The organism is Cryobacterium sp. M91, assembly GCF_002929615.1.
Classification (GTDB): Bacteria; Actinomycetota; Actinomycetes; order Actinomycetales; family Microbacteriaceae; genus Cryobacterium; species Cryobacterium levicorallinum.
Genome location: NZ_PJJT01000082.1, coordinates 39,432 through 57,853, shown reverse-complemented (window position 1 = coordinate 57,853; position 18,422 = coordinate 39,432). Strand labels below are relative to the sequence as shown.

Here is an 18,422-nt window from a genome sequence, read left to right as displayed (position 1 = left end):
CCCGGGCCGGAACTACCGACGGTAGTTCGGAGCCTCGACCACGATCTGCACGTCGTGCGGGTGCGATTCCTTGAGCCCGGCCGGGGTGATACGCACGAACTTGCCCTTCTGCTTGAGCTCGGTGATCGTGCGCGCGCCCACATAGAACATGGACTGGCGCAGGCCGCCGATGAGCTGGTAGGCCACCGCGGCGAGCGGGCCACGGAACGGCACCTGCCCCTCAATACCTTCGGGGATCAGCTTCTCGTCGCTCGGAACATCGCTCTGAAAGTAGCGGTCCTTCGAGTACGACGTCTTCGACCCGCGAGTCTGCAACGCGCCGAGCGAGCCCATGCCGCGATACGTCTTGAACTGCTTGCCGTTGACGAACACGAGTTCACCGGGACTTTCCGTGCAACCGGCGAGCAGGGAACCGAGCATGACGGTGTCGGCGCCGGCCACGAGGGCCTTGGCGATGTCACCGGAATACTGCAGGCCACCATCGGCGATGACCGGAATACCGGTTTCGCGCGCGGCCAGCGAGGCCTGATACACGGCGGTGATCTGGGGCACGCCGACACCGGCCACGATGCGGGTGGTGCAGATCGAGCCGGGGCCCACGCCGACCTTGATGGCGTCGGCACCCGCGTCGATGAGCGCCTGGGCGCCCGAGCGGGTGGCGACGTTTCCACCGATCACATCGACGTCAGCGAAGGCCTTGTCCGACTTCAGACGACGAATGATGTCGAGCACGCCGGCGCTGTCGCCGTTGGCGGTGTCGACCACGAGCACGTCCACCCCGGATTCGAGCAGAGCGGTCGCGCGCTGCCAGGCATCACCGAAGAAGCCGATCGCCGCGCCGACGCGCAGGCGTCCGGCGTCGTCCTTGGTGGCGAGGGGATATTCCTCGCTCTTGTCGAAGTCTTTCACGGTGATCAGGCCGGTGAGCTTGCCGTTGACGTCGATCAGTGGCAGCTTTTCGATCTTGTGCTTGGCAAAGATCGCGAGGGCGTCTTCGGGAGCCATCCCGACCTTGCCGGTGATCAGCGGGGAGGTCGTCATGACCTCGCGCACCCGGGTGAGGGCCTTCTTGGCATGCGGCACGAAGCGCATGTCGCGGTTGGTGATGATTCCCACCAGGATGCCGTCACTGTCGACGACCGGCAGCCCGCTCACGCGGAACTGGCCGCACAGGGCATCAACCTCGGCGACGGTGGCGTCGGGCGAAGTGGTGACCGGGTTGGTGATCATGCCGGATTCGCTGCGCTTGACCAGGTCGACCTGTTCGGCCTGATCCCCGATCGACAGGTTGCGGTGCAGAATTCCGAGGCCACCCTCACGGGCCATGGCGATCGCCATGCGGGTCTCGGTCACGGTGTCCATGGCGCTGGAGAGCAGCGGTAGCGACACATCAATGCGCCGGGTCAACCGGGATTTGGTGACCGCCTCGCTCGGAATGACGTCGGTGTGCCCCGGCAGGAGCAGCACGTCGTCGTAGGTGAGTCCGGTGAATCCGAACGGATCTGGCTGATCCATGAAACCCCTTACCTGTAGCTGAAAAACTGAAAATTGTCCGGAAAATCGCGATACCACCCCACGGGACGTGAAGGGAATAGACCGGTCCTTCAATGTTAAGCGTGTTTGGGCTCATCACATTCCGCACACCATTGGCCAGCCGGTGCGGAGTTTCGAAACATATAGGACATAATCGGCAAATACTCTCAACAGAGAAGTTGGCATTAGTCACCCGGCGCCCGCCCGGTTACCCATCGGTCGGCACCAACATGGAGGTCCCGTGCAGCCCACACATACGGCTCAGAGATACGTTCCCAGGATGCTCGTGATCCTGTTTGTGACACTTCTCGCGGCCCTCACCATGGCCACCTTCTCGGCGGGCAGCGCGCACGCCGACGAGGTCGGCACCGAGTTCGATTTCACGATCTCCGGCAACGTGCAATTCGACGGGGAAGCCCTCGGCGACGTAGCGATCGCCGTGTCCGGCAACGGCTACGAGGCCGACACGGTAACGGATGCTGATGGCCGATGGGCCATCGGGGTTCCCGAAAAGAGTACCTATGAGGTCACCCTTGACGAAGAAACCCTTCCGGAGGGCGTCGTCGTCACCGAGGGCAGCAATGTGATCGAAACGGAGTTCGGGCTGACCGACCGTCGCTCGGTCAACTTCTTCCTCGGCGAAGGCGTCCGCAATACGGTGAGCTTCTTCGACCAGTTTGTGAACCGGTTCTTCAACGGCCTGAACTTTGGTCTGCTGCTCGCCCTCGCGGCGATTGGCGTGTCGCTGATCTTCGGCACAACTGGGCTGAGCAACTTCGCGCACGCCGAGCTGATCACCTTCGGTGCGCTGATGACGCTGGTGTTCTCGGTCAACTTCGGATTGCCGATCTGGCTCGCCATTCTCATCGCCATTGCGTTGAGCGGCGCGCTCGGATTCAGCCTGGATGCGGTGCTCTGGAAACCGTTGCGCCGTAAAGGCGTGGCGGTGATCCCCCTCATGATCGTGAGCATCGGACTCTCGCTGGCGCTGCGCTACCTGTACCAGTATTTCTTCGGCGGCAGCACGAGTCAGCTGCCCGGCGCGGGCATGGCGGACCTCAAGTTCGGCCCGATCTCGCTCTCCCCGATCGACCTCGCGAGCATGGGCATCAGCATCGTGGTGTTGCTCGCCGTGGCCTACTTTCTGCTGCGCACCCGCATCGGCAAAGCCACCCGTGCCGTCTCCGACAATCCCAGCCTGGCTTCGGCCAGCGGCATCGACGTCGACAACGTCATTCGCATCGTCTGGGTGGTCGGGGCAGCACTGGCCGGGCTCAGCGGGGTGCTCTGGGCCTACTTCCGCCCGGGGGTCAGCTGGGACATGGGCTTTCAAATGTTGCTGCTCGTCTTCGCGGCCGTCACCCTGGGTGGTCTCGGTACCGCCTTTGGAGCCCTCGTCGGTTCCCTCATCGTTGGGCTCTTCGTTGAGCTGTCAACGCTCTGGCTTCCGTCCGACATGAAGATTGTCGGCGCCCTTGTTATTTTGATCCTGGTGCTGCTGTTTCGACCGCAAGGCATTCTGGGTCGTAAAGAGAGAATTGGTTAGGGGTTCACATGGACTGGGGAGCAATCTTTGGCAACGCAGCCGTCGAGCTGATTAGCCCGACCACTGCCGCTTACGCACTCGCCGCCCTCGGGCTCGCCGTGCACTTCGGCTACACCGGCCTGCTGAACTTTGGCCAGGCCGGCTTCATGGCCCTCGGCGCCTATGGTTACGCCATTTCCATCCTGACCTTCGGTTTTCCCGTCTGGGGCGCCTTTTTGGTGGGGGTGGGAGCATCCGTTATTTTCGCCTTGATTTTGGGTATTCCGACACTGCGACTGCGCGCTGACTACCTCGCGATCGTCACGATCGCCGCCGCCGAGATTGTGCGGCTGCTGTTCACTACGAACACCTTCGCCGCAGTGACCGGGTCGGCCAACGGCCTGAGCGGTTACAAGAACGAGTTCGCGGCGCTCAACCCGCTTGCCGAGGGCAGCTACGGATTCGGGCCGTTTGAGAACAACGCCTACGACACCTGGCTGCGCATCGTCGCCTGGTCGATCGTGATTCTCGCGGCGCTGTTCGTCTGGCAGATCATGCGCAGCCCGTGGGGCCGAGTGATCAAGGGCATCCGCGAAGACGAAGACGCCGTGCGTGCGCTCGGCAAGAACGTGTACGCCTACAAAATGCAGTCGCTCATTTTCGGTGGAGTACTCGGCACCATCGCCGGCATGATCTTCGCCCTGCCCCGAGCGGTCGTGCCGTCGAACTATCAGACCACGCTGACCTTCTTCATCTACGCCATCCTGCTGCTCGGCGGGGCTGCGACGGTGCTCGGCCCGATCATCGGTTCGATGATCTTCTGGGTGCTGCTGTCGTTCTTCTCCGGCTTCATCTCCCGGGCCGTCGAGGCCGGCTGGCTGCCGTTCATGACGGCCATTCAGGGCGGCCAGCTGCGCTTCATCCTGGTGGGACTCGCGATTATGTTAATCGTGATCTTTAGACCGCAAGGCATCTTCGGCAATAAGAAGGAGTTGGCTTTTGTCCGATAACGCTGTTTCGGCCGCTCCGCTCGAGCCGCCCGTTCCCACCCAGAAGCCGATCAAAACGACCGGCCTGCACATCGGCGAGGCCGAACCGGGCTGCCGCAAGGTCGACCCGATTCTCGTCGTCGACGGCGTGCGCCGCACCTTCGGCGGCCTGACCGCGGTGAATGTCAACCACGTCGAAGTTCCGCGCGGCGCCATCACCGCGCTGATCGGCCCCAATGGTGCCGGCAAGACCACCCTGTTCAACCTGCTGACCGGTTTCGACAAGCCCGACGCCGGCAAATGGACCTTCGACGGCCGCTCCCTGGCCGGCGTTCCCGCCTACCGGGTCGCCCGCATGGGCCAGATTCGCACGTTCCAGCTCACCAAGGCCCTGGGGCTGTTGACCGTCATGGACAATATGCTGCTCGGCGCCAAGGGCCAGACCGGCGAGAATATGTTCCGCGCGCTGATGCCGTTTCTTTGGCGCAACCAGGAGGAGGAGAACCGGGCCAAAGCACTCGATCTGCTCACCCGGTTCAAGCTCGATACCAAGAAGGACGACTACGCGGCGAGCCTCTCCGGCGGGCAGCGCAAGCTGCTCGAAATGGCCAGAGCGCTGATGAGCGACCCGACCCTGGTAATGCTCGACGAGCCAATGGCCGGCGTAAACCCGGCACTGACCCAGTCGCTGCTCGACCATATTTTGAACCTCAAGTCCCAGGGCATGACCGTTCTGTTCGTGGAGCACGACATGCACATGGTGCGGCACATCGCCGACTGGGTCATCGTGATGGCCGAGGGCCAGGTGGTCGCCGAGGGCGACCCGCACGAGGTCATGAGAAACCCGGCCGTGATCGACGCCTATCTCGGGCAGCACCACGACGAAGACATCGGCGAAGACCAGGCCGCCGAAGCCGAAAACGTCTCAGCCATAAAGGAGTTGCTCGATGACGAACGCTAATCCGCTGGCCCCGCCAGCACCGGCCGAGACTCGGGAAGCGGTCGTCGCGGTCAAGAACGTGACCGCGGGGTATGTGACCGGCGTGAACATTCTCAATTCCTGCTCGCTCACCGCCTACGAAGGCGAACTGATCGGCATCATCGGCCCGAATGGCGCCGGCAAGTCCACGCTGCTCAAGTCGATCTTCGGGCTGGTCAAGGTACGCGAGGGCGAAATTCTGCTCCGCGGCAACAACATCACCAACCTCAAGGCCAACAAGCTGGTCGCACAGGGTGTGGGTTTCGTACCGCAGAACAACAACGTCTTTCCCACCCTGACCATTCGAGAGAACCTCGAAATGGGCATCTTTCTCAAGCCCAAGGGGCTCGTGGAACGCTTGGAGTTCGTCACCGAGATCTTTCCAGAGCTCGGCAAGCGGATGTCCCAGCGCGCCGGTTCGCTCTCCGGCGGCGAACGACAGATGGTCGCCATGAGCCGCGCGCTCATGATGGGCCCGCACGTGCTGCTCCTCGACGAGCCGAGTGCCGGGCTGTCCCCGGTGCGCCAGGATGAAGCCTTTCTGCGGGTGAAGGAGATCAACAAGGCCGGAGTGACCACGATCATGGTCGAGCAGAACGCCCGCCGCTGCCTGCAGATCTGCGACCGCGGCTATGTGCTTGACCAGGGCCGGGACGCGTACACCGGCACCGGACGTGAGCTTTTGAACGACCCCAAGGTGATCGGCCTCTACCTGGGCACCCTCGGGCAGGATTAGCTCCCGAAATAACCCGTACCAGCCCGTGGCGGCGTCCGAGACTCTCTCGGGCGCCGCTTCTGTGTGTGGGCTTGCTGAGCGGATGCTGACGGCCGGGTCGCCGCATCCGCTCGCGTGAATCAACGCGGTACGCAGAAGGGCCCCGACCGAAGCCGGGGCCCTTCAATCATTCAGCTAAACGGTGGAGCTAGTTGATGCGGGTGTACTTGTTGCCAGCATCGAACTCGTAGATGCCGATGCTAGCGCCGGTCGGGTCGCCGTTCTCGTCGAACGTGATCGGGCCGGAGAAGCCGTCGTAATCGACCTGATCGCCAGCTTTCAAGGCTGCAGCAGCCTCGGCGAAGTCGGTGACCTTGGTGCCATCACCGGTTCCGCCGGAGACCTGACGCAGGTAGCTCGCGATAGGTTCACCCGACACGTCGTTGCCCGCATAGGCGGCCAGGGCGATCAGGATCACGGCGTCGTAGGACTCGGCAGCGTAGCTGTAGTCGGTCAGCGTCGGGTCTACTTCGAGGAGGCGGGTGGTGAAGTCACCGAGCGAGGCGGTGTCGAGGCCGGGCAACGTGCCCTTGGAGCCCTCGATGAGGCCGGCTGCGAAGTCGGCGCTATAGTCGGCGACGTTTCCGTCGACGAAGTACAGCTTGTCGCCGGGGAAACCGGAACCGACGAGCGCCGGGACGATGACCTTGGCCTGGTCGAACGTGACAAGCGCGATCGCGTCGGGATCTGCCGCGGTCACTTCGGCGATCTGCGAGGCGAAGTTGGAATCGCCCTCGTTGAAGAGTACCTCCGCAACGACCTCGCCGCCGGCAGCGGTGAACGCGTCGCTGGTGTACTTGGCGAGGCCGGTTCCATAGGCATCGTTCAGCACGATCAGGCCGAGGGTGGCGTTGCCATCGTCAGCGATCTGGGTGCCGAGCACTTCGCCCTGCAGAACGTCAGACGGAGCCGTACGCCAGTACAGACCGTTGTCGTCGTAGGTCGTGAAGGCGTCCGAGGTGTTGGCCGGGGAGAACTGCACTACGCCGGCGCCGGTGATCTGGTCGATTATGGTTTTGGAGACACCAGAAGAGGCCGCACCGACGATCGCCGAGACGTCCTGCGACAGCAGGTCGGTCACCGAAACGGTGGCGGTGTCGGTCGTGGTGTCACCCGAGTCGCGGAAGATGGCTTCGACGGTAATGCCGAGGCCGGCCGCGTTGATGTCGTTGACAGCCAGCTGTACACCGGCTTCTTCGGGCGGGCCGAGGAACGCCAGTCCACCACTCTGCGGAAGGGCGGTGCCGATCTTCAGCGTCAGGTCGCGGTCACCGGCCTCAACCGTATTGAAGTCTGCGGCATCCGCAGACGGCGCCGCAGAATCACTGGGTGCCGTAACAGCGTCGTTGCTGCAGCCGGTGAGCAGAAGTGCGCTCACGCCGACGAGCGCGACACCGGTAACGAGGGTACGAACGGAGCGGGAGGCGGAGGCCTTCGCGAATACGCTCATGTTGCTCCTTGATAGATAACGAGAGGTAAGTCTGGTCAGCCGATTGACTGCCGTGGTGACAGATTAGGCAATCAACGGCACAGAAACCTACCTGTGCGTGTTACAACCGGGTAAAGCGATCAAATCGTTACGAACGGCGACCGGTCACACCCTGATAATCAATGGTTTGCTCCTGCCCCAGCGCATACACGCACTCGCCCCAGGAGAGGCAGACGGCCGTTCCCGAAATCACCTGCGGCCAGCCGGCATCGAGCGATGCGCCGCCGTCGTCCCCGGTGATCACGGCGGCCAGGGCAGCCGTGATCAGGCCGTCGTAGGCCTCCGCGCCGCCAGCGGTGGCGTTTAGTCCCGGGTCGGCGGTCTTCAGATGCGCGGTGAATGTCTCGTCTGCGGCGAGCGGTGTGCCACCGTTGGCGAAGTCACCCAGTGATACCAGAGCGGCGCTGCCAACGGAGCTGTGCGCATCCGCTGGCAGCGCGGTCGTCGCGTCCCACAAGACCAGGTCAACGCCGCGAGCGGCGAGGTCGGCGTAGGCGGCGGCGAGGTCACCGGCCGAGTTGCGATGCACGAGTTGGATCGGCTGCGTCGGCGTCGCCTGCTCGGCCAGGATGTCGCGCAGGGCGAGCTCGGTGCCTGCCACCTGCGCTGCGCCGCTCGCAGCATTGTCCCCGGTGGTGGGAAAGAGGGTGCCGATGCTCAAGGTTCCGTCACCGCTCGGAGCGGCCGTGACGACCGCGGCCGGGGTCGTGCTCGGCGCGGCCGGGGTCGTGCTGGTGCAGCCGGTGAGGGCCAGGGCGCCGAGCAGAACGACGACGGTGAGCGTGCGACGGGGCATCTAAAATCCTTTGGTACGAGCTGAGGTGACGTGTCGGTTCAGCGTATCGGCTGGGCCGGACGGGGGTTCGGAGCCAAGTCGGACGGTATTAGGCAGGCTCAAGCGAGCTGCGACGGGGTCCGCGGCCGGAGGCGACCATATCGACCATCAGTATGATCAAGGCCACCCAGACCAGGGCGAATCCGGCCCAGCGTTCGAGCGGCATCGCCTCTTTCAGAAGGACTACGCCGACGAGAAATTGAATGACCGGCGCGACGAACTGAATGAGTCCGAGTACCGTCAGCGGCAGGCGCCGGGCGGCGGCGGCGAAGAGCAGCAGGGGAACAGCGGTAATGACCCCGGCCGCGAGCAGACCAGCCGTGTGCCAGCCGGAGACGGTGCCGAAGGTGAGGCCGGACATGCCGGAAACGACCAGAAGCTGAATGATGGCGACCGGGGCCAGCCAGGCCGTTTCGAGGGTGAGGCCGGTGACGGCGTCGACGTTCGGGCCGACGCGCTTCTTGATCAGCCCGTAGAAGCCGAAGGAGAACGCGAGGATGAGCGAGATCCACGGCAGCGAGCCGTAGCCGACCGCCAGCACGATCACGGCGATAAAACTGATGCCGATGGCCACCCACTGCAGGCGGCGCAACCGTTCGCGCAGCACGAAGACGCCCAGAAGCACCGTGACGATCGGGTTGATGAAGTAGCCGAGGGCTGCTTCGACGACGTGCCCGGTGGTCGCGGCGATCACGTAGGTCTGCCAGTTGACGAAGATGAACGCACCGGCCAGGCCCATGGTCCAAACCAGACGCGGCTGCTTGAACGCACGCCCGAGCACGGTCCAGGTGCGGGTCACGGTAATGATCAGGGCGCAGAAAACGAGGGAGAACAGCACCCGCCAGGCCACGATTTCGAAGGCGCCGGAGGGGATGAGTAGCAGAAAGTAGAGCGGCAGCACGCCCCAGAGGCCATAGGCCAGGCCGCCGAAGACGAGGCCGGTGCGGTGGGTGGCGCGAGCGGCCGAATCGGCCGGTGCGGCGGCATCCGTCATAAATATTCTCCCTACCGAGACACTAACTGCGCAAACAAAAACTCCCGAATGGCCAGGCCATCCGGGAGTTTCAGTCTAAAGACCAATTTCAGTCTGAAGGCTAGGTAGTGATGAAACCTACTTAGCGCACGACCACAGCGAGGACGTCGCGAGCGGAGAGGACCAGAAGGTCATCGCCGCCGAACTTGACCTCGGTTCCGCCGTACTTGGAGTAGATGACCTTGTCGCCGACGGCGATGTCGAGGGGAACGCGGTTGCCGTTGTCGTCAATGCGGCCGGGGCCGACTGCAACAACTTCGCCCTCCTGGGGCTTTTCCTTCGCGGTGTCAGGAATGACCAGACCTGATGCGGTGGTCTGCTCTGCGTCGACCTGCTTGATGACGATGCGATCCTCGAGCGGCTTGATGGAGACCGACACGGTTGACCTCTTTCTAAGACTTGGGTTAGCAGACTCACAGCGAGAGTGCCAAGTGAAGTTTAGGGGGGATGCTGGCACTCGCGCAACGTGAGTGCCAGATCGGGCCGTTTGGTACCGTTACAGAATGGATCGAACCGAGCTCGTTGAGCTGCTCTCCCCCGCGAGTTTACGGCTGCTGGATTCCCTGCCGCCCTACGAGGCAAACGGTGATGTGCTGAAGCTCGTGAGCGAGCTGCGCAAGGCCGGGCACGCCCCCGGGCTCGTGTCGGCCGTGTTGAGCCAGTCGCGACTGCGGGCGAAAGCCGTGGCCAAGTTCGGAGAATTTGCCGAGCGGATGCTGTTCACCGAGGCCGGTCTGGAACAGGCGACTCGGTTGCGGGTTGCCGCACTGCACGCCGGGCGATTCGCCGGGCTTGGAGCCGCCCTCGGCCGCGCGCCGCGGGTCGCCGACCTCGGCTGCGGCATCGGCGGCGACGCGATGGCCCTCGCCGCGATGGATCTACCGGTCGTGGCCGTCGACGCCGACGAGGTCACGGCCACGGTTGCGAGCTACAACCTGGCCCCGTTCCCCAATGCCTCCGCGTTGCAGGCCGACGCCGAGACGGTTGATCTGACCGATTTCGACGCGGTCTGGCTCGATCCAGCCCGGCGCACGGGCGGACACAGCAACACCAAGCGACTCACCCGCTCCGAAGATTACTCCCCCCCCCTCGACTTCGCCTACCTGCTGGCAACGACGCTGCCGCTCGGCATGAAGCTCGGTCCCGGCCATGATCGCGACCAGATTCCGGTCGACGCGGAGGCCCAGTGGGTGTCGGTGGATGGCCAGCTGGTGGAGATGGGACTGTGGTTCGGCGCTCTCGCCCGCCCGGGCATCCGTCGATCGGCGTTGCTGCTGACCCGGGATGGCGTGCAGGAGCTGAGCAACGATGCCGACAGCGAAGACGAGCCGGTCGGCGAACTCGGTCACTACGTCTACGAACCCGACGGCGCGGTCATTCGGGCGCGACTGATCGGCGATCTGGCCCGCTCGATGAAGGCCAGCATGCTGAGCGAGGGAATCGCCTACCTGACCAACGACACGCTGACGCCGACGCCGTTCGCAACCGCCTTTCGGGTGCTCGAAACGCTGTCGTTCGACGAGAAGAAGCTGCGGCTCGCGCTGCTCGAGCGCCGCATCGGAACGCTCGAGATCAAGAAGCGCGGCGTCGACGTTGATCCCGCGACGCTGCGCACCCGGTTGAAGCTCAAGGGGCCGGAAGTCGCGACGCTGATCTTGACCCGGGTGGCCGGACATCGGGTCGCGCTGCTCGTGGAGCGCGTGCGCTAACGGTCGGCCTCCAGCAGGGGCAGCACGGTCTGGCTGATGTAGACGAACCAGCCAGCCGCGAGCAGAATCCCGACGATGCCGCTCGCCAGGCCGCTGCTCCAGAGGGCACGCGCCCGATGCTCGGTGGTGCGCGCAATCAAGGCGAGGACGATCGCAACGAGCGCGACCGGCAGGCCGAACACTCCGAGTACGCCGAGCGCGAGCCCGATGAACCCGCAGACGACGGAGGCGACCGAGAGTCGGCGACGGCCGGTGATGCGCCGCACCTCCGCCTCGGTGTACGTGTACGGCACGAACTCGGTGGGCGCAGTGACGGTCGATTCCCAGCTGAGCTGGCCGCCCGGGGGCGCGGGGTCACGGGTGTAATCCCGATGCGTGTCGGAATCCTGGTGCGGTGTACTCATTGCTGTCCTCGTGCTGCGAACCGGGTGGGGTTAGTAGGGCTCGCTCACACCACTGTTGGCGATTCCGACGAGCAGCCCGATGGAACCAATGAGCACCAAAATTCCCACGACGAACCCGAGGTAGCCGACAATCAGACCACCGAGGGCGACGCCGTAGCCCTTTTCGCCGGTCTTCTTGATCTGGCTCAGGGCGATGTGGCCGGTGATGATGCCCACGATCGAGATCGCGAGGATCGACGTGACGAGGGAGATGATCGACAGAACGTTGTACTTGTCCTGCGGGTTCTGCTGGCCATACGGGTTCTGACCGGTCGCGGGATTCTGGCCATACGCGGGAGCCTGGCCGTAAGCGGGGGGCTGCGTACCCGCCGCCGGATAGCTTGGATAGGCGGGCGCGGCGGGGGGCACGCTGGCACCGGCCGGATTCGAGTTCGTCGGGCCGCTGTTCGTCGGTTCGACGGGGGGCTGGGTGGGATCAGACATCTGCGGTCTCCTTCATAATTTCGTTCGGTGCTCGCCCTGCCAGATTATCCCGTTAGCGGGTACCCGGCGACTGGGCGTTGCTCAAACCTGGATCTGCCCGACCGGCAGGGTGGAATCGGCGCCGAATTCGAGGGTCGAGGGCCCATGCCCGGCCATGATGAGTTGCGCGCCGAGGGCGGCGATCATGGCGCCGTTGTCGGTGCAGAGCGAGAGCGGCGGGATGCGCAGGACAACGCCGGCAGCATCCGTTCTCTCGGTGGCGACCTGGCGCAGTCGAGCGTTGGCGATGACGCCGCCGCCGAGCAGCAGCCGCGGCACGTCGTGGTCGGCGCACGCAGCGAGAGCTTTGGTGAGCAGAATGTCGACCACCGCCTCGCGAAAGCTCGCCGCGACGTCGGCTGTCGGCACGGGCTCGCCGGCGTCCTGGCGCTGTTCGACGAAGCGGGCGACCGAGGTCTTGAGGCCAGAGAAGGAGAAGTCGTAGCGGTGCGCGGCCATGTCCTTGGGCTGGCTGAGTCCGCGCGGAAAGCGGATGGCCTTCGGGTTGCCGAGGACTGCGACCCGGTCGATCTGCGGCCCGCCGGGGTAGGGCAGCGAGAGCAGCCGGGCGACCTTGTCGAAGGCCTCCCCGGCGGCGTCGTCGATGGTCTCACCGAGCAGCTCGACGTCGCTGACCAGGTCACGCACAAGCAGCAGCGAGGTGTGCCCGCCCGACACGAGCAGCGCGATCGTCGGGTACTCGAGTGGCTCGGTGTCGTTGGTATTGGAAGCGCCGCGCAGCAGGTCGGCGCCGACGTGGCCGACCAGGTGGTTGACCGCGTAAATCGGTTTGTCGAGAGCGACGGCGAGCGCCTTGGCGGCGCCGACCCCGACCATGAGAGCTCCGGAGAGCCCCGGACCGCAGGTGACGGCGATGGCATCGAGATCACTCAAGCGAATGCCGGCCTCGGCGACGGCCGCGTCAATGGCCGGCACGAGCTCATCGAGGTGGGCTCGCGCGGCAATTTCGGGCACGACGCCGCCGTAGCGGGCGTGTTCGTCCATCGAGCTCGCGATGGTGTTGGAGAGCAGGGTGGTTCCGCGCACGATGCCGATGCCGGTCTCGTCGCAGGAGGTTTCGATGCCGAGTACGAGCGGTTCTGATCGATTTAGGGCGGTGCGGTTCATGGTGGTCACGGATTCTCCGCGGAGGTGGGCACGGCTGATTCTGGGGCGGTGAGCATAGATTCCAATTCTGGAATATTCAGGCGCATGACGATGGCGTCGACGTTGTCGGGCTGGTAGTAGCCGCGGCGCACGCCGACCTCCACGAATCCGAGCCGATCGTAGAGACGCTGGGCGCTGGGGTTGTCGGCGCGCACTTCGAGAAACACCAGCCGGGCGCCGCGTTTGCGGGCCTCGGAGATGAGGGCCTGCATTAAGGTGCGTCCGAGGCCGTGGCCGCGGGCCGAGTCGGCGACGGCGATGGTCTGAATGTCGCCCTCGCTGGCTCCCTGCGGGGCGAGCAGTCCGGCGTAGGCCTCGATATTATCCGGGTCGTCCGGGGGAAAAGCAACAAGGTAATAGCAGGCGGGGTCGCCGAGATCCCGGGCCATCATCGGCTGTGACCAGGCATCGTTTTCAAAGATACTGGTTTCGAGGTGCATGATCGCCGCGAGGTCTGCCTCGTGCGCACGGCGCAGCTGCCACGTCATCGGCTGACCCGCTTGGGTCCATTCGAGAGCGTGACGTCGGGTGAGCGCAGGTACAGCGGCTCGTTCGCGGCGAACGGGCGCCGATGGGCATAGTTGAGTTCGGCGACCAGACCGAGTTCCCCGGCCGACACCGTGGCGGCGTCGAGGCGCGGCCAGAGCGCGTGCTGCCAGGCGGGCTCGTCGAGTTCGGCCGGTTTGGCGAGTCCGGGTAGGCCGACGCGCACGGGCAGGCCGACGGCATCCGCTTCGCTGTAAGCACTCCAGTAGATTTCGCGGCGGCGAGCGTCGGTGACGACGACGAGCGGGCCGGTGTGGCCGCGACGGTAGTGGCCGTAGGCGATGGCGTCGTGGCTGATCACCGGCACGAGCGGCTTGCCGGCGCCGAGGGCGAACACGCGCGCCGAGGCGATGCCGACGCGCAGGCCGGTGAACGGGCCCGGGCCCATGCCGCCGACCACGCCGGAGAGATCCGCCGGGGTGATCTTCGCGTCAAGGAGGCAGTCGAGAATGAACGGGCCGACGATTTCGGCATGGCGCATGGTGTCAGCCTCGCCGCGTTCGGCGATTATCCCGCGGTCAAGGTCGACCACGGCGACACTCGTGCCGGCAGAGGTATCGATGGCAAGTAGCACCCGCTCAGCCTAGCTTTGATGCGGCAGGCGCTGCGCGCGTCGGCCGCTGCGGCTGGAGGGTCAAATCATCCGTCGAAAGGACGAGAGTCAGCGACCGAGGGAACGGTAGCGGGCCAAGCGACGCGGAAGTAGCTCGTCAACGGGCACCGTGGACAGCGTGGACAGCTCGTATTCGATGGCTTCAGCCAGCCGCTGGCAGAACGCCCGTCCCTCGTCGGCGGCGTCGGGGCGCTCGTCCACGATGTGGTCGACGATCCGATTGGCGTACAGCGAGGCCACGTTCACGCCCTGAGCCTCCGACATGGCCGGTGCGAACTCGGTGTTGTGGTGCACGATGGCACTTGCCCCTTCGGGAGGAAGCGGCGACAGCCAGGAGTGCTGGGCGGCGATCGTACGGTCGGCGGGCAGCAGCGCGAGCGCCCCGCCGCCGGCACCCTGTCCGAGCAGCACGGACACGGTTGCCGACCGCAGGCCGATCAGCTCGTGCAAAGAGCGCGCGATTTCCCCGGCCATGCCGCCCTCCTCGGCCTCCTTCGACAGCGCGGCCCCGGCGATGTCGATCACGGTGAGCAGCGGAAGCCCGAGTTCTTCCGCAAGGCGCATACCGCGACGGGCCTCCCGCAGCGATCCGGGGCCCATCCTGGTGTCTTGCGAAGGCCGCGCCCGGATGTGCCCGAGCACGATGCAGCTCTGCTGCCCGAACCGTGCCATGGCGAGCATGAGCCCCGGGTCCTTCTCACCCTCGCCCGTGCCGTTGAGCGGCAGCACGTCGTGCGCGCCGTAGGCGAGCAGCTGGCGCAGGTCTGGTCGCCGCGGGTTGCGCGAAATCTGAATGGATGCCCACGCGCCGCTCGCTGCCGGCCGCACGTTCAGGGTCTCCGGTGCCGCCACCGGCATGGAGGCCCGGTCGGTGAGAATTGTGAGGGCGCGGTGCACGATCTCCGGCAGCTGCTCCGGCGGCACAACGGCGTCGATCAGCCCTTGGTTGAACAGGTTTTCAGAGACCTGCACGTTTTCCGGAAATTTCTTGCCGTACAGCGCCTCATAGACCCGCGGGCCGAGAAACCCGAGCAGCGCGCCCGGCTCGGCCACCGTCACGTGCCCGAGTGAGCCCCAGGAGGCCATCACCCCGCCCGTGGTGGGGTGCCGCAGGTACACCAGATACGGATGCCCGGCCTCGCGGTGCGCGCGCACGGCGGCGGTGATCTTCACCATCGACAAAAAGGCCAACGTGCCCTCCTGCATGCGGGTACCGCCGGATGCCGGTCCGGCCAGGACCGGCAACCCCTCGCGTGTGGCCCGTTCGATCGCGTCCACAATCCGGTCAGCAGCAGAAAGCCCGATCGATCCGGCAAGAAACGCGAACTCGCTCACGACGATCGCCACCCGGCGTCCGTGGATCAGCCCCTCGCCGGTGAGCACCGCCTCGTCGGTGCCGCTCTTCGCTCGTGCCTTCACGAGGTCGGCCCGGTACGCCTCGTTCGGGTCGGGGTCAACCACGGGCTGATCCCAGCTCGTAAAGGACCCGTTATCGAGCACCACGTCGATGAGCTCTGTGGCATTGAGGTGGCGAGTTGCGAGCGCGGGTTGAGAAATCAAAGTGAGATACCTTCCAGTGAACGGTTGAGCCAGGTGCGAATGTCGTTGCCGTGCTGATCGAGCACGGGCGGAGCGGAGTGCATCGTGTGCGTTGTCTCGACCGTATCGGCGGGTCCGAAGAACCGAAGCGGAGGCCCGGGGAGGCTGATCCGGCCGAGCACCTCGTGTTCAACGTCGATCAGCAGCCCCTGCGAGAGCACCTGATCCCATTGATAGACCTCATCCAGGGAACGCACCTTGCCGGCCGGGATTCCGGCGTCGGTCAGTTTCTTCAGCAGAGTCACGGCATCGAAGTTGGCGAAGGCATCCGCTATGGCAGCCTTGAGGCCCTCCCGATTGCGCACACGGTGCGCGTTGGTGGCCCACTCGGATTGCGCAGCATCGAGGCCGAACTCGGCTGCGAAGGTGGCCCAGAGTTTCTCACTGCCGATGCTGATCTGCACGCTCCCGCCGCGGCAGGGAAAGAGCCCGTAGGGAGCGATCGACGGATGGTGGTTGCCCTGGGCCTCCGGCACCTCGCCGGCCACCGTGGCGCGGGTGCCTTGGAAGGCATGCACTCCCACCAGTGCGGCGAGCAGCGAGGTGCGCACAATCTGTCCCTGACCGGTGCGCTCGCGCTGAAGCAGCGCGGCGAGCAGTCCGAACGCGCCATACATGCCCGAGAGCAGATCGGCGATCGGCACGCCCACACGCTGCGGGTCGTCGGGGGCGGAGCCGGTGAGGGACATCAGGCCGGCCTCGCCCTGCAGAATCTGGTCGTAGCCGCTTCGACTGGATTCCGGGCCGTCGTGGCCGAAACCGGTGATCGAGAGAATCACCAGCGCCGGGTTGAGAGCGTGCATCGCCTCGGGCGAGAATCCGAGCCGGTCGAGCACCCCTGGACGAAAATTCTCCACCACAACGTCCGCGCGCAGCAGCAGCTCGCTGAGCACCTCCCGGCCGTCGTCACTCTTCAGATCGAGGACGATGGATTCTTTATTGCGGTTGCACGAGAGAAAGTACGTGGATTGCGGATCGTTCGCGGGGCCCACAAAGGGCGGGCCCCAGCCGCGGGTATCGTCTCCCGTGCCTGGATTCTCCACCTTGATCACGCGTGCGCCGAGGTCGGCGAGCATCATGCTCGCGTGCGGACCGGCGAGCGCGCGGCTGAGATCCACAACGAGGTAGCCCGCGAGGGGGCCCTGTCGGTCGGTTTCAGAACGGGTGTCGGTTTCGGTACTCATGATCGGTCCTTTCTCGAGGTGCGTGGGGTCGGTGACGGGTTACAGCCACCCGGGCAGCACGAGCACCGCCCAGGCGATGGCCGGCCCGGCCACAACGACGATTCCGCTGTAGGCGAGGATCTGCTTGTAGAAGCGGTCCTTGTCCACGTCGTCGGGGGCGTTGGCGAGCACGAGCGCGCCATTGGTCGAGAACGGCGACACGTCCACGATGGTCGACGCGACGGCGAGCGCGCAGATCACGCCGATGGCGCTGATTTCCCCGGTCGCGAGGAACGGCACGGCGAGCGGAATCAGCGCGGCCAAAATGGCCGTTGACGAGGCGAAGGCCGAGACGACGGCACCGATGTAGCAGATCAAGAGTGCGGCAAGCAGGGGCATGCCGAGGTTGGCCACCGCTTCCGACACGTATTCGATGGTGCCTGCCTCTTCGAGAACACCGACGAAAGTGAGCATGCCGCAGATGAGCAGCACGGTGGACCAGCTGATCTTGTTGACCGCGCCCTTCTGCGCCGCAGGCGAGACGAGGGCGAGGATGACGGCGATAGTGATGGCAACGAAGCCCACGTCAACCTTGAAGCCGAGCGCGATCACGGCGAGGGCGATGAGGCCGGCCACCGTCACAAGCTGCGGAATGCGCTCTCCGCGGGTGGCCGTGGCCAGCACTCCGTCGCCTGCGGGGTCGCGGGGGCCGTAGATGCCGGAGCCGAAGCCCTTGAACGCCACATCACCGCCGGCGCGCGCACCGACACTCACGGCCATGCGCGCTTCGGCGGCCTGCTCCACGAAATGTCCGACCCGGCTCGACATCAGGTTTCGGCCACCGAGCACAATGAACAGCACGACGGCGATCAGAAAGTTGAAGATGAGGCTCGACAGAAACACCGCTGTCGGGCTCGCGTCGAGCCCGGTGGTCGAGATGAGGCTGTTCACGATCACGCCGTAGACGGCGATCGGCGAGAATCCGCCGCCCTGCGCGCCGTGGATCACCATCATGCCCATCAGCAGCGGGCTGATCTTGTACTTGCGGGCAAAGCCGAGCGCGATCGGCGCCACGATGGCCACCGCGGCCGGGGACAGCGCACCGACGGCCGTGATCACGGCGGTGATCACGAACATCACCCAGGGGATGAGGGCCACCCGACCACCGACGAGCCGCACTGCACCGCGCACCAGCAGGTCGATCGTGCCGTTGCCCTGCGCAATCGCGAACAGGTACGTAACGCCGACGAGCGTGAGGAACAGCCCGCCCGGGAAGTTGGCGAGAATATCGGTGGTCTCCATGCCGAGGAAGACAGCACCGAGTAGAAAGGCACCCACGAAGGCCAGCGCACCCATGTTGACGGGCAAAAGCGTGGCGATCAGAAACATCACCGCCAGGATGATGATTGAGATAACGGGAGCGGACATCGTTGTTCCTCCATAGGTTCAGATGAATGTGGGCTATTGGCTCACTGGACTAGCCTCCTAGACAGTAGGTGACTTTGTCAAGAGCCGTGTAAAGTTGAGCCCAGAGATCTTAG

The 18,422-nt window shown here is 65.0% G+C and carries 18 protein-coding genes; 5 read left to right on the top strand and 13 right to left on the bottom strand.

Translation table 11 applies throughout. The annotated features are described in order from the left end of the window. Positions 1-12 precede the first annotated feature (12 nt). Complete coding sequence (gene guaB / locus CXY80_RS08440; RefSeq protein WP_092449553.1) at positions 13-1,515, bottom strand: IMP dehydrogenase; 1,503 nt, start codon at positions 1,513-1,515, stop codon at positions 13-15. 298 nt (positions 1,516-1,813) lie between these two features. On the opposite strand from guaB, the gene CXY80_RS08435 reads away from it, so the two are divergent. From CXY80_RS08435 to CXY80_RS08420, 4 genes are read left to right on the top strand one after another with little or no spacing between them, the layout of a single operon-like run. Further along, a complete protein-coding gene (locus tag CXY80_RS08435; RefSeq protein WP_092449551.1) occupies positions 1,814-3,079 on the top strand; it encodes a branched-chain amino acid ABC transporter permease in 1,266 nt (421 codons plus the stop codon). Between the two features lie 8 nt (positions 3,080-3,087). Continuing rightward, a complete protein-coding gene (locus CXY80_RS08430) occupies positions 3,088-4,068 on the top strand; it encodes a branched-chain amino acid ABC transporter permease (protein WP_092449549.1) in 981 nt (326 codons plus the stop codon). A 49-nt stretch (positions 4,069-4,117) separates the two neighbouring features. Then, positions 4,118-5,008, top strand: a complete 891-nt coding sequence (locus CXY80_RS08425; protein WP_233195182.1) for an ABC transporter ATP-binding protein — start codon at positions 4,118-4,120, stop codon at positions 5,006-5,008. After that, positions 4,995-5,762 (top strand): ABC transporter ATP-binding protein, encoded by a 768-nt coding sequence (locus CXY80_RS08420; RefSeq protein ID WP_092449545.1) that lies wholly within the window; start codon positions 4,995-4,997, stop codon positions 5,760-5,762. Before CXY80_RS08425 ends, CXY80_RS08420 begins: the two co-directional genes overlap by 14 nt. Before the next feature lie 187 nt (positions 5,763-5,949). Here the strand turns inward: CXY80_RS08420 and CXY80_RS08415 are convergent, their stop codons facing one another. The 4 genes from CXY80_RS08415 to groES form a co-directional block, all read right to left on the bottom strand. Further along, a complete protein-coding gene (locus CXY80_RS08415; RefSeq protein WP_104132230.1) occupies positions 5,950-7,251 on the bottom strand; it encodes an ABC transporter substrate-binding protein in 1,302 nt (433 codons plus the stop codon). 127 nt (positions 7,252-7,378) lie between these two features. Beyond that, positions 7,379-8,086: a hypothetical protein gene (locus CXY80_RS08410; protein WP_104132229.1), complete on the bottom strand. Its 708-nt coding sequence runs from the start codon at positions 8,084-8,086 to the stop codon at positions 7,379-7,381. A gap of 88 nt (positions 8,087-8,174) precedes the next feature. Then, the gene (gene rarD / locus CXY80_RS08405; RefSeq protein WP_104132228.1) at positions 8,175-9,119 is read right to left on the bottom strand and encodes an EamA family transporter RarD; all 945 of its coding nucleotides are present in this window, start codon (positions 9,117-9,119) and stop codon (positions 8,175-8,177) included. Positions 9,120-9,240: 121 nt separating this feature from the next. Beyond that, positions 9,241-9,537 carry a co-chaperone GroES gene (groES, locus tag CXY80_RS08400; protein ID WP_092107311.1) on the bottom strand — a complete coding sequence of 99 codons (297 nt, stop codon included), beginning with the start codon at positions 9,535-9,537 and terminating at the stop codon, positions 9,241-9,243. 124 nt (positions 9,538-9,661) lie between these two features. Here groES and CXY80_RS08395 point away from each other — a divergent pair, with 124 nt between their 5' ends. Beyond that, the gene (locus tag CXY80_RS08395; RefSeq protein WP_104132227.1) at positions 9,662-10,867 is read left to right on the top strand and encodes a class I SAM-dependent methyltransferase; all 1,206 of its coding nucleotides are present in this window, start codon (positions 9,662-9,664) and stop codon (positions 10,865-10,867) included. Here the strand turns inward: CXY80_RS08395 and CXY80_RS08390 are convergent. The 8 genes from CXY80_RS08390 to CXY80_RS08355 all read right to left on the bottom strand — a co-directional run bounded on the left by CXY80_RS08390 (position 10,864) and on the right by CXY80_RS08355 (position 18,309). Further along, on the bottom strand, positions 10,864-11,271 hold the full coding sequence (locus CXY80_RS08390; RefSeq protein WP_092449534.1) for a hypothetical protein: 408 nt from the start codon (positions 11,269-11,271) through the stop codon (positions 10,864-10,866). The two genes, CXY80_RS08395 and CXY80_RS08390, sit on opposite strands and share 4 nt — an antisense overlap. A 30-nt stretch (positions 11,272-11,301) precedes the next feature. Further along, the gene (locus CXY80_RS08385) at positions 11,302-11,754 is read right to left on the bottom strand and encodes a DUF4190 domain-containing protein (protein ID WP_104132226.1); all 453 of its coding nucleotides are present in this window, start codon (positions 11,752-11,754) and stop codon (positions 11,302-11,304) included. An 81-nt stretch (positions 11,755-11,835) separates the two neighbouring features. Beyond that, positions 11,836-12,921, bottom strand: a complete 1,086-nt coding sequence (gene tsaD / locus CXY80_RS08380; RefSeq protein ID WP_104132265.1) for a tRNA (adenosine(37)-N6)-threonylcarbamoyltransferase complex transferase subunit TsaD — start codon at positions 12,919-12,921, stop codon at positions 11,836-11,838. A 5-nt stretch (positions 12,922-12,926) separates the two neighbouring features. Beyond that, positions 12,927-13,448 carry a ribosomal protein S18-alanine N-acetyltransferase gene (gene rimI / locus CXY80_RS08375; protein ID WP_104132225.1) on the bottom strand — a complete coding sequence of 174 codons (522 nt, stop codon included), beginning with the start codon at positions 13,446-13,448 and terminating at the stop codon, positions 12,927-12,929. Then, entirely contained in the window at positions 13,445-14,080 is a 636-nt protein-coding gene (gene tsaB, locus CXY80_RS08370; protein WP_104132224.1) for a tRNA (adenosine(37)-N6)-threonylcarbamoyltransferase complex dimerization subunit type 1 TsaB, read from the bottom strand. The genes rimI and tsaB overlap by 4 nt, the downstream gene beginning before the upstream one ends. A gap of 87 nt (positions 14,081-14,167) precedes the next feature. After that, positions 14,168-15,679, bottom strand: coding sequence for a carboxyl transferase domain-containing protein (locus CXY80_RS08365; RefSeq protein WP_104132223.1), 1,512 nt, complete (start codon positions 15,677-15,679; stop codon positions 14,168-14,170). Further along, complete coding sequence (locus CXY80_RS08360) at positions 15,676-16,902, bottom strand: CaiB/BaiF CoA-transferase family protein (protein ID WP_104132222.1); 1,227 nt, start codon at positions 16,900-16,902, stop codon at positions 15,676-15,678. The genes CXY80_RS08365 and CXY80_RS08360 overlap by 4 nt, the downstream gene beginning before the upstream one ends. A gap of 39 nt (positions 16,903-16,941) precedes the next feature. Then, complete coding sequence (locus CXY80_RS08355; RefSeq protein WP_104132221.1) at positions 16,942-18,309, bottom strand: SLC13 family permease; 1,368 nt, start codon at positions 18,307-18,309, stop codon at positions 16,942-16,944. Between the last annotated feature and the right edge of the window lie 113 nt (positions 18,310-18,422).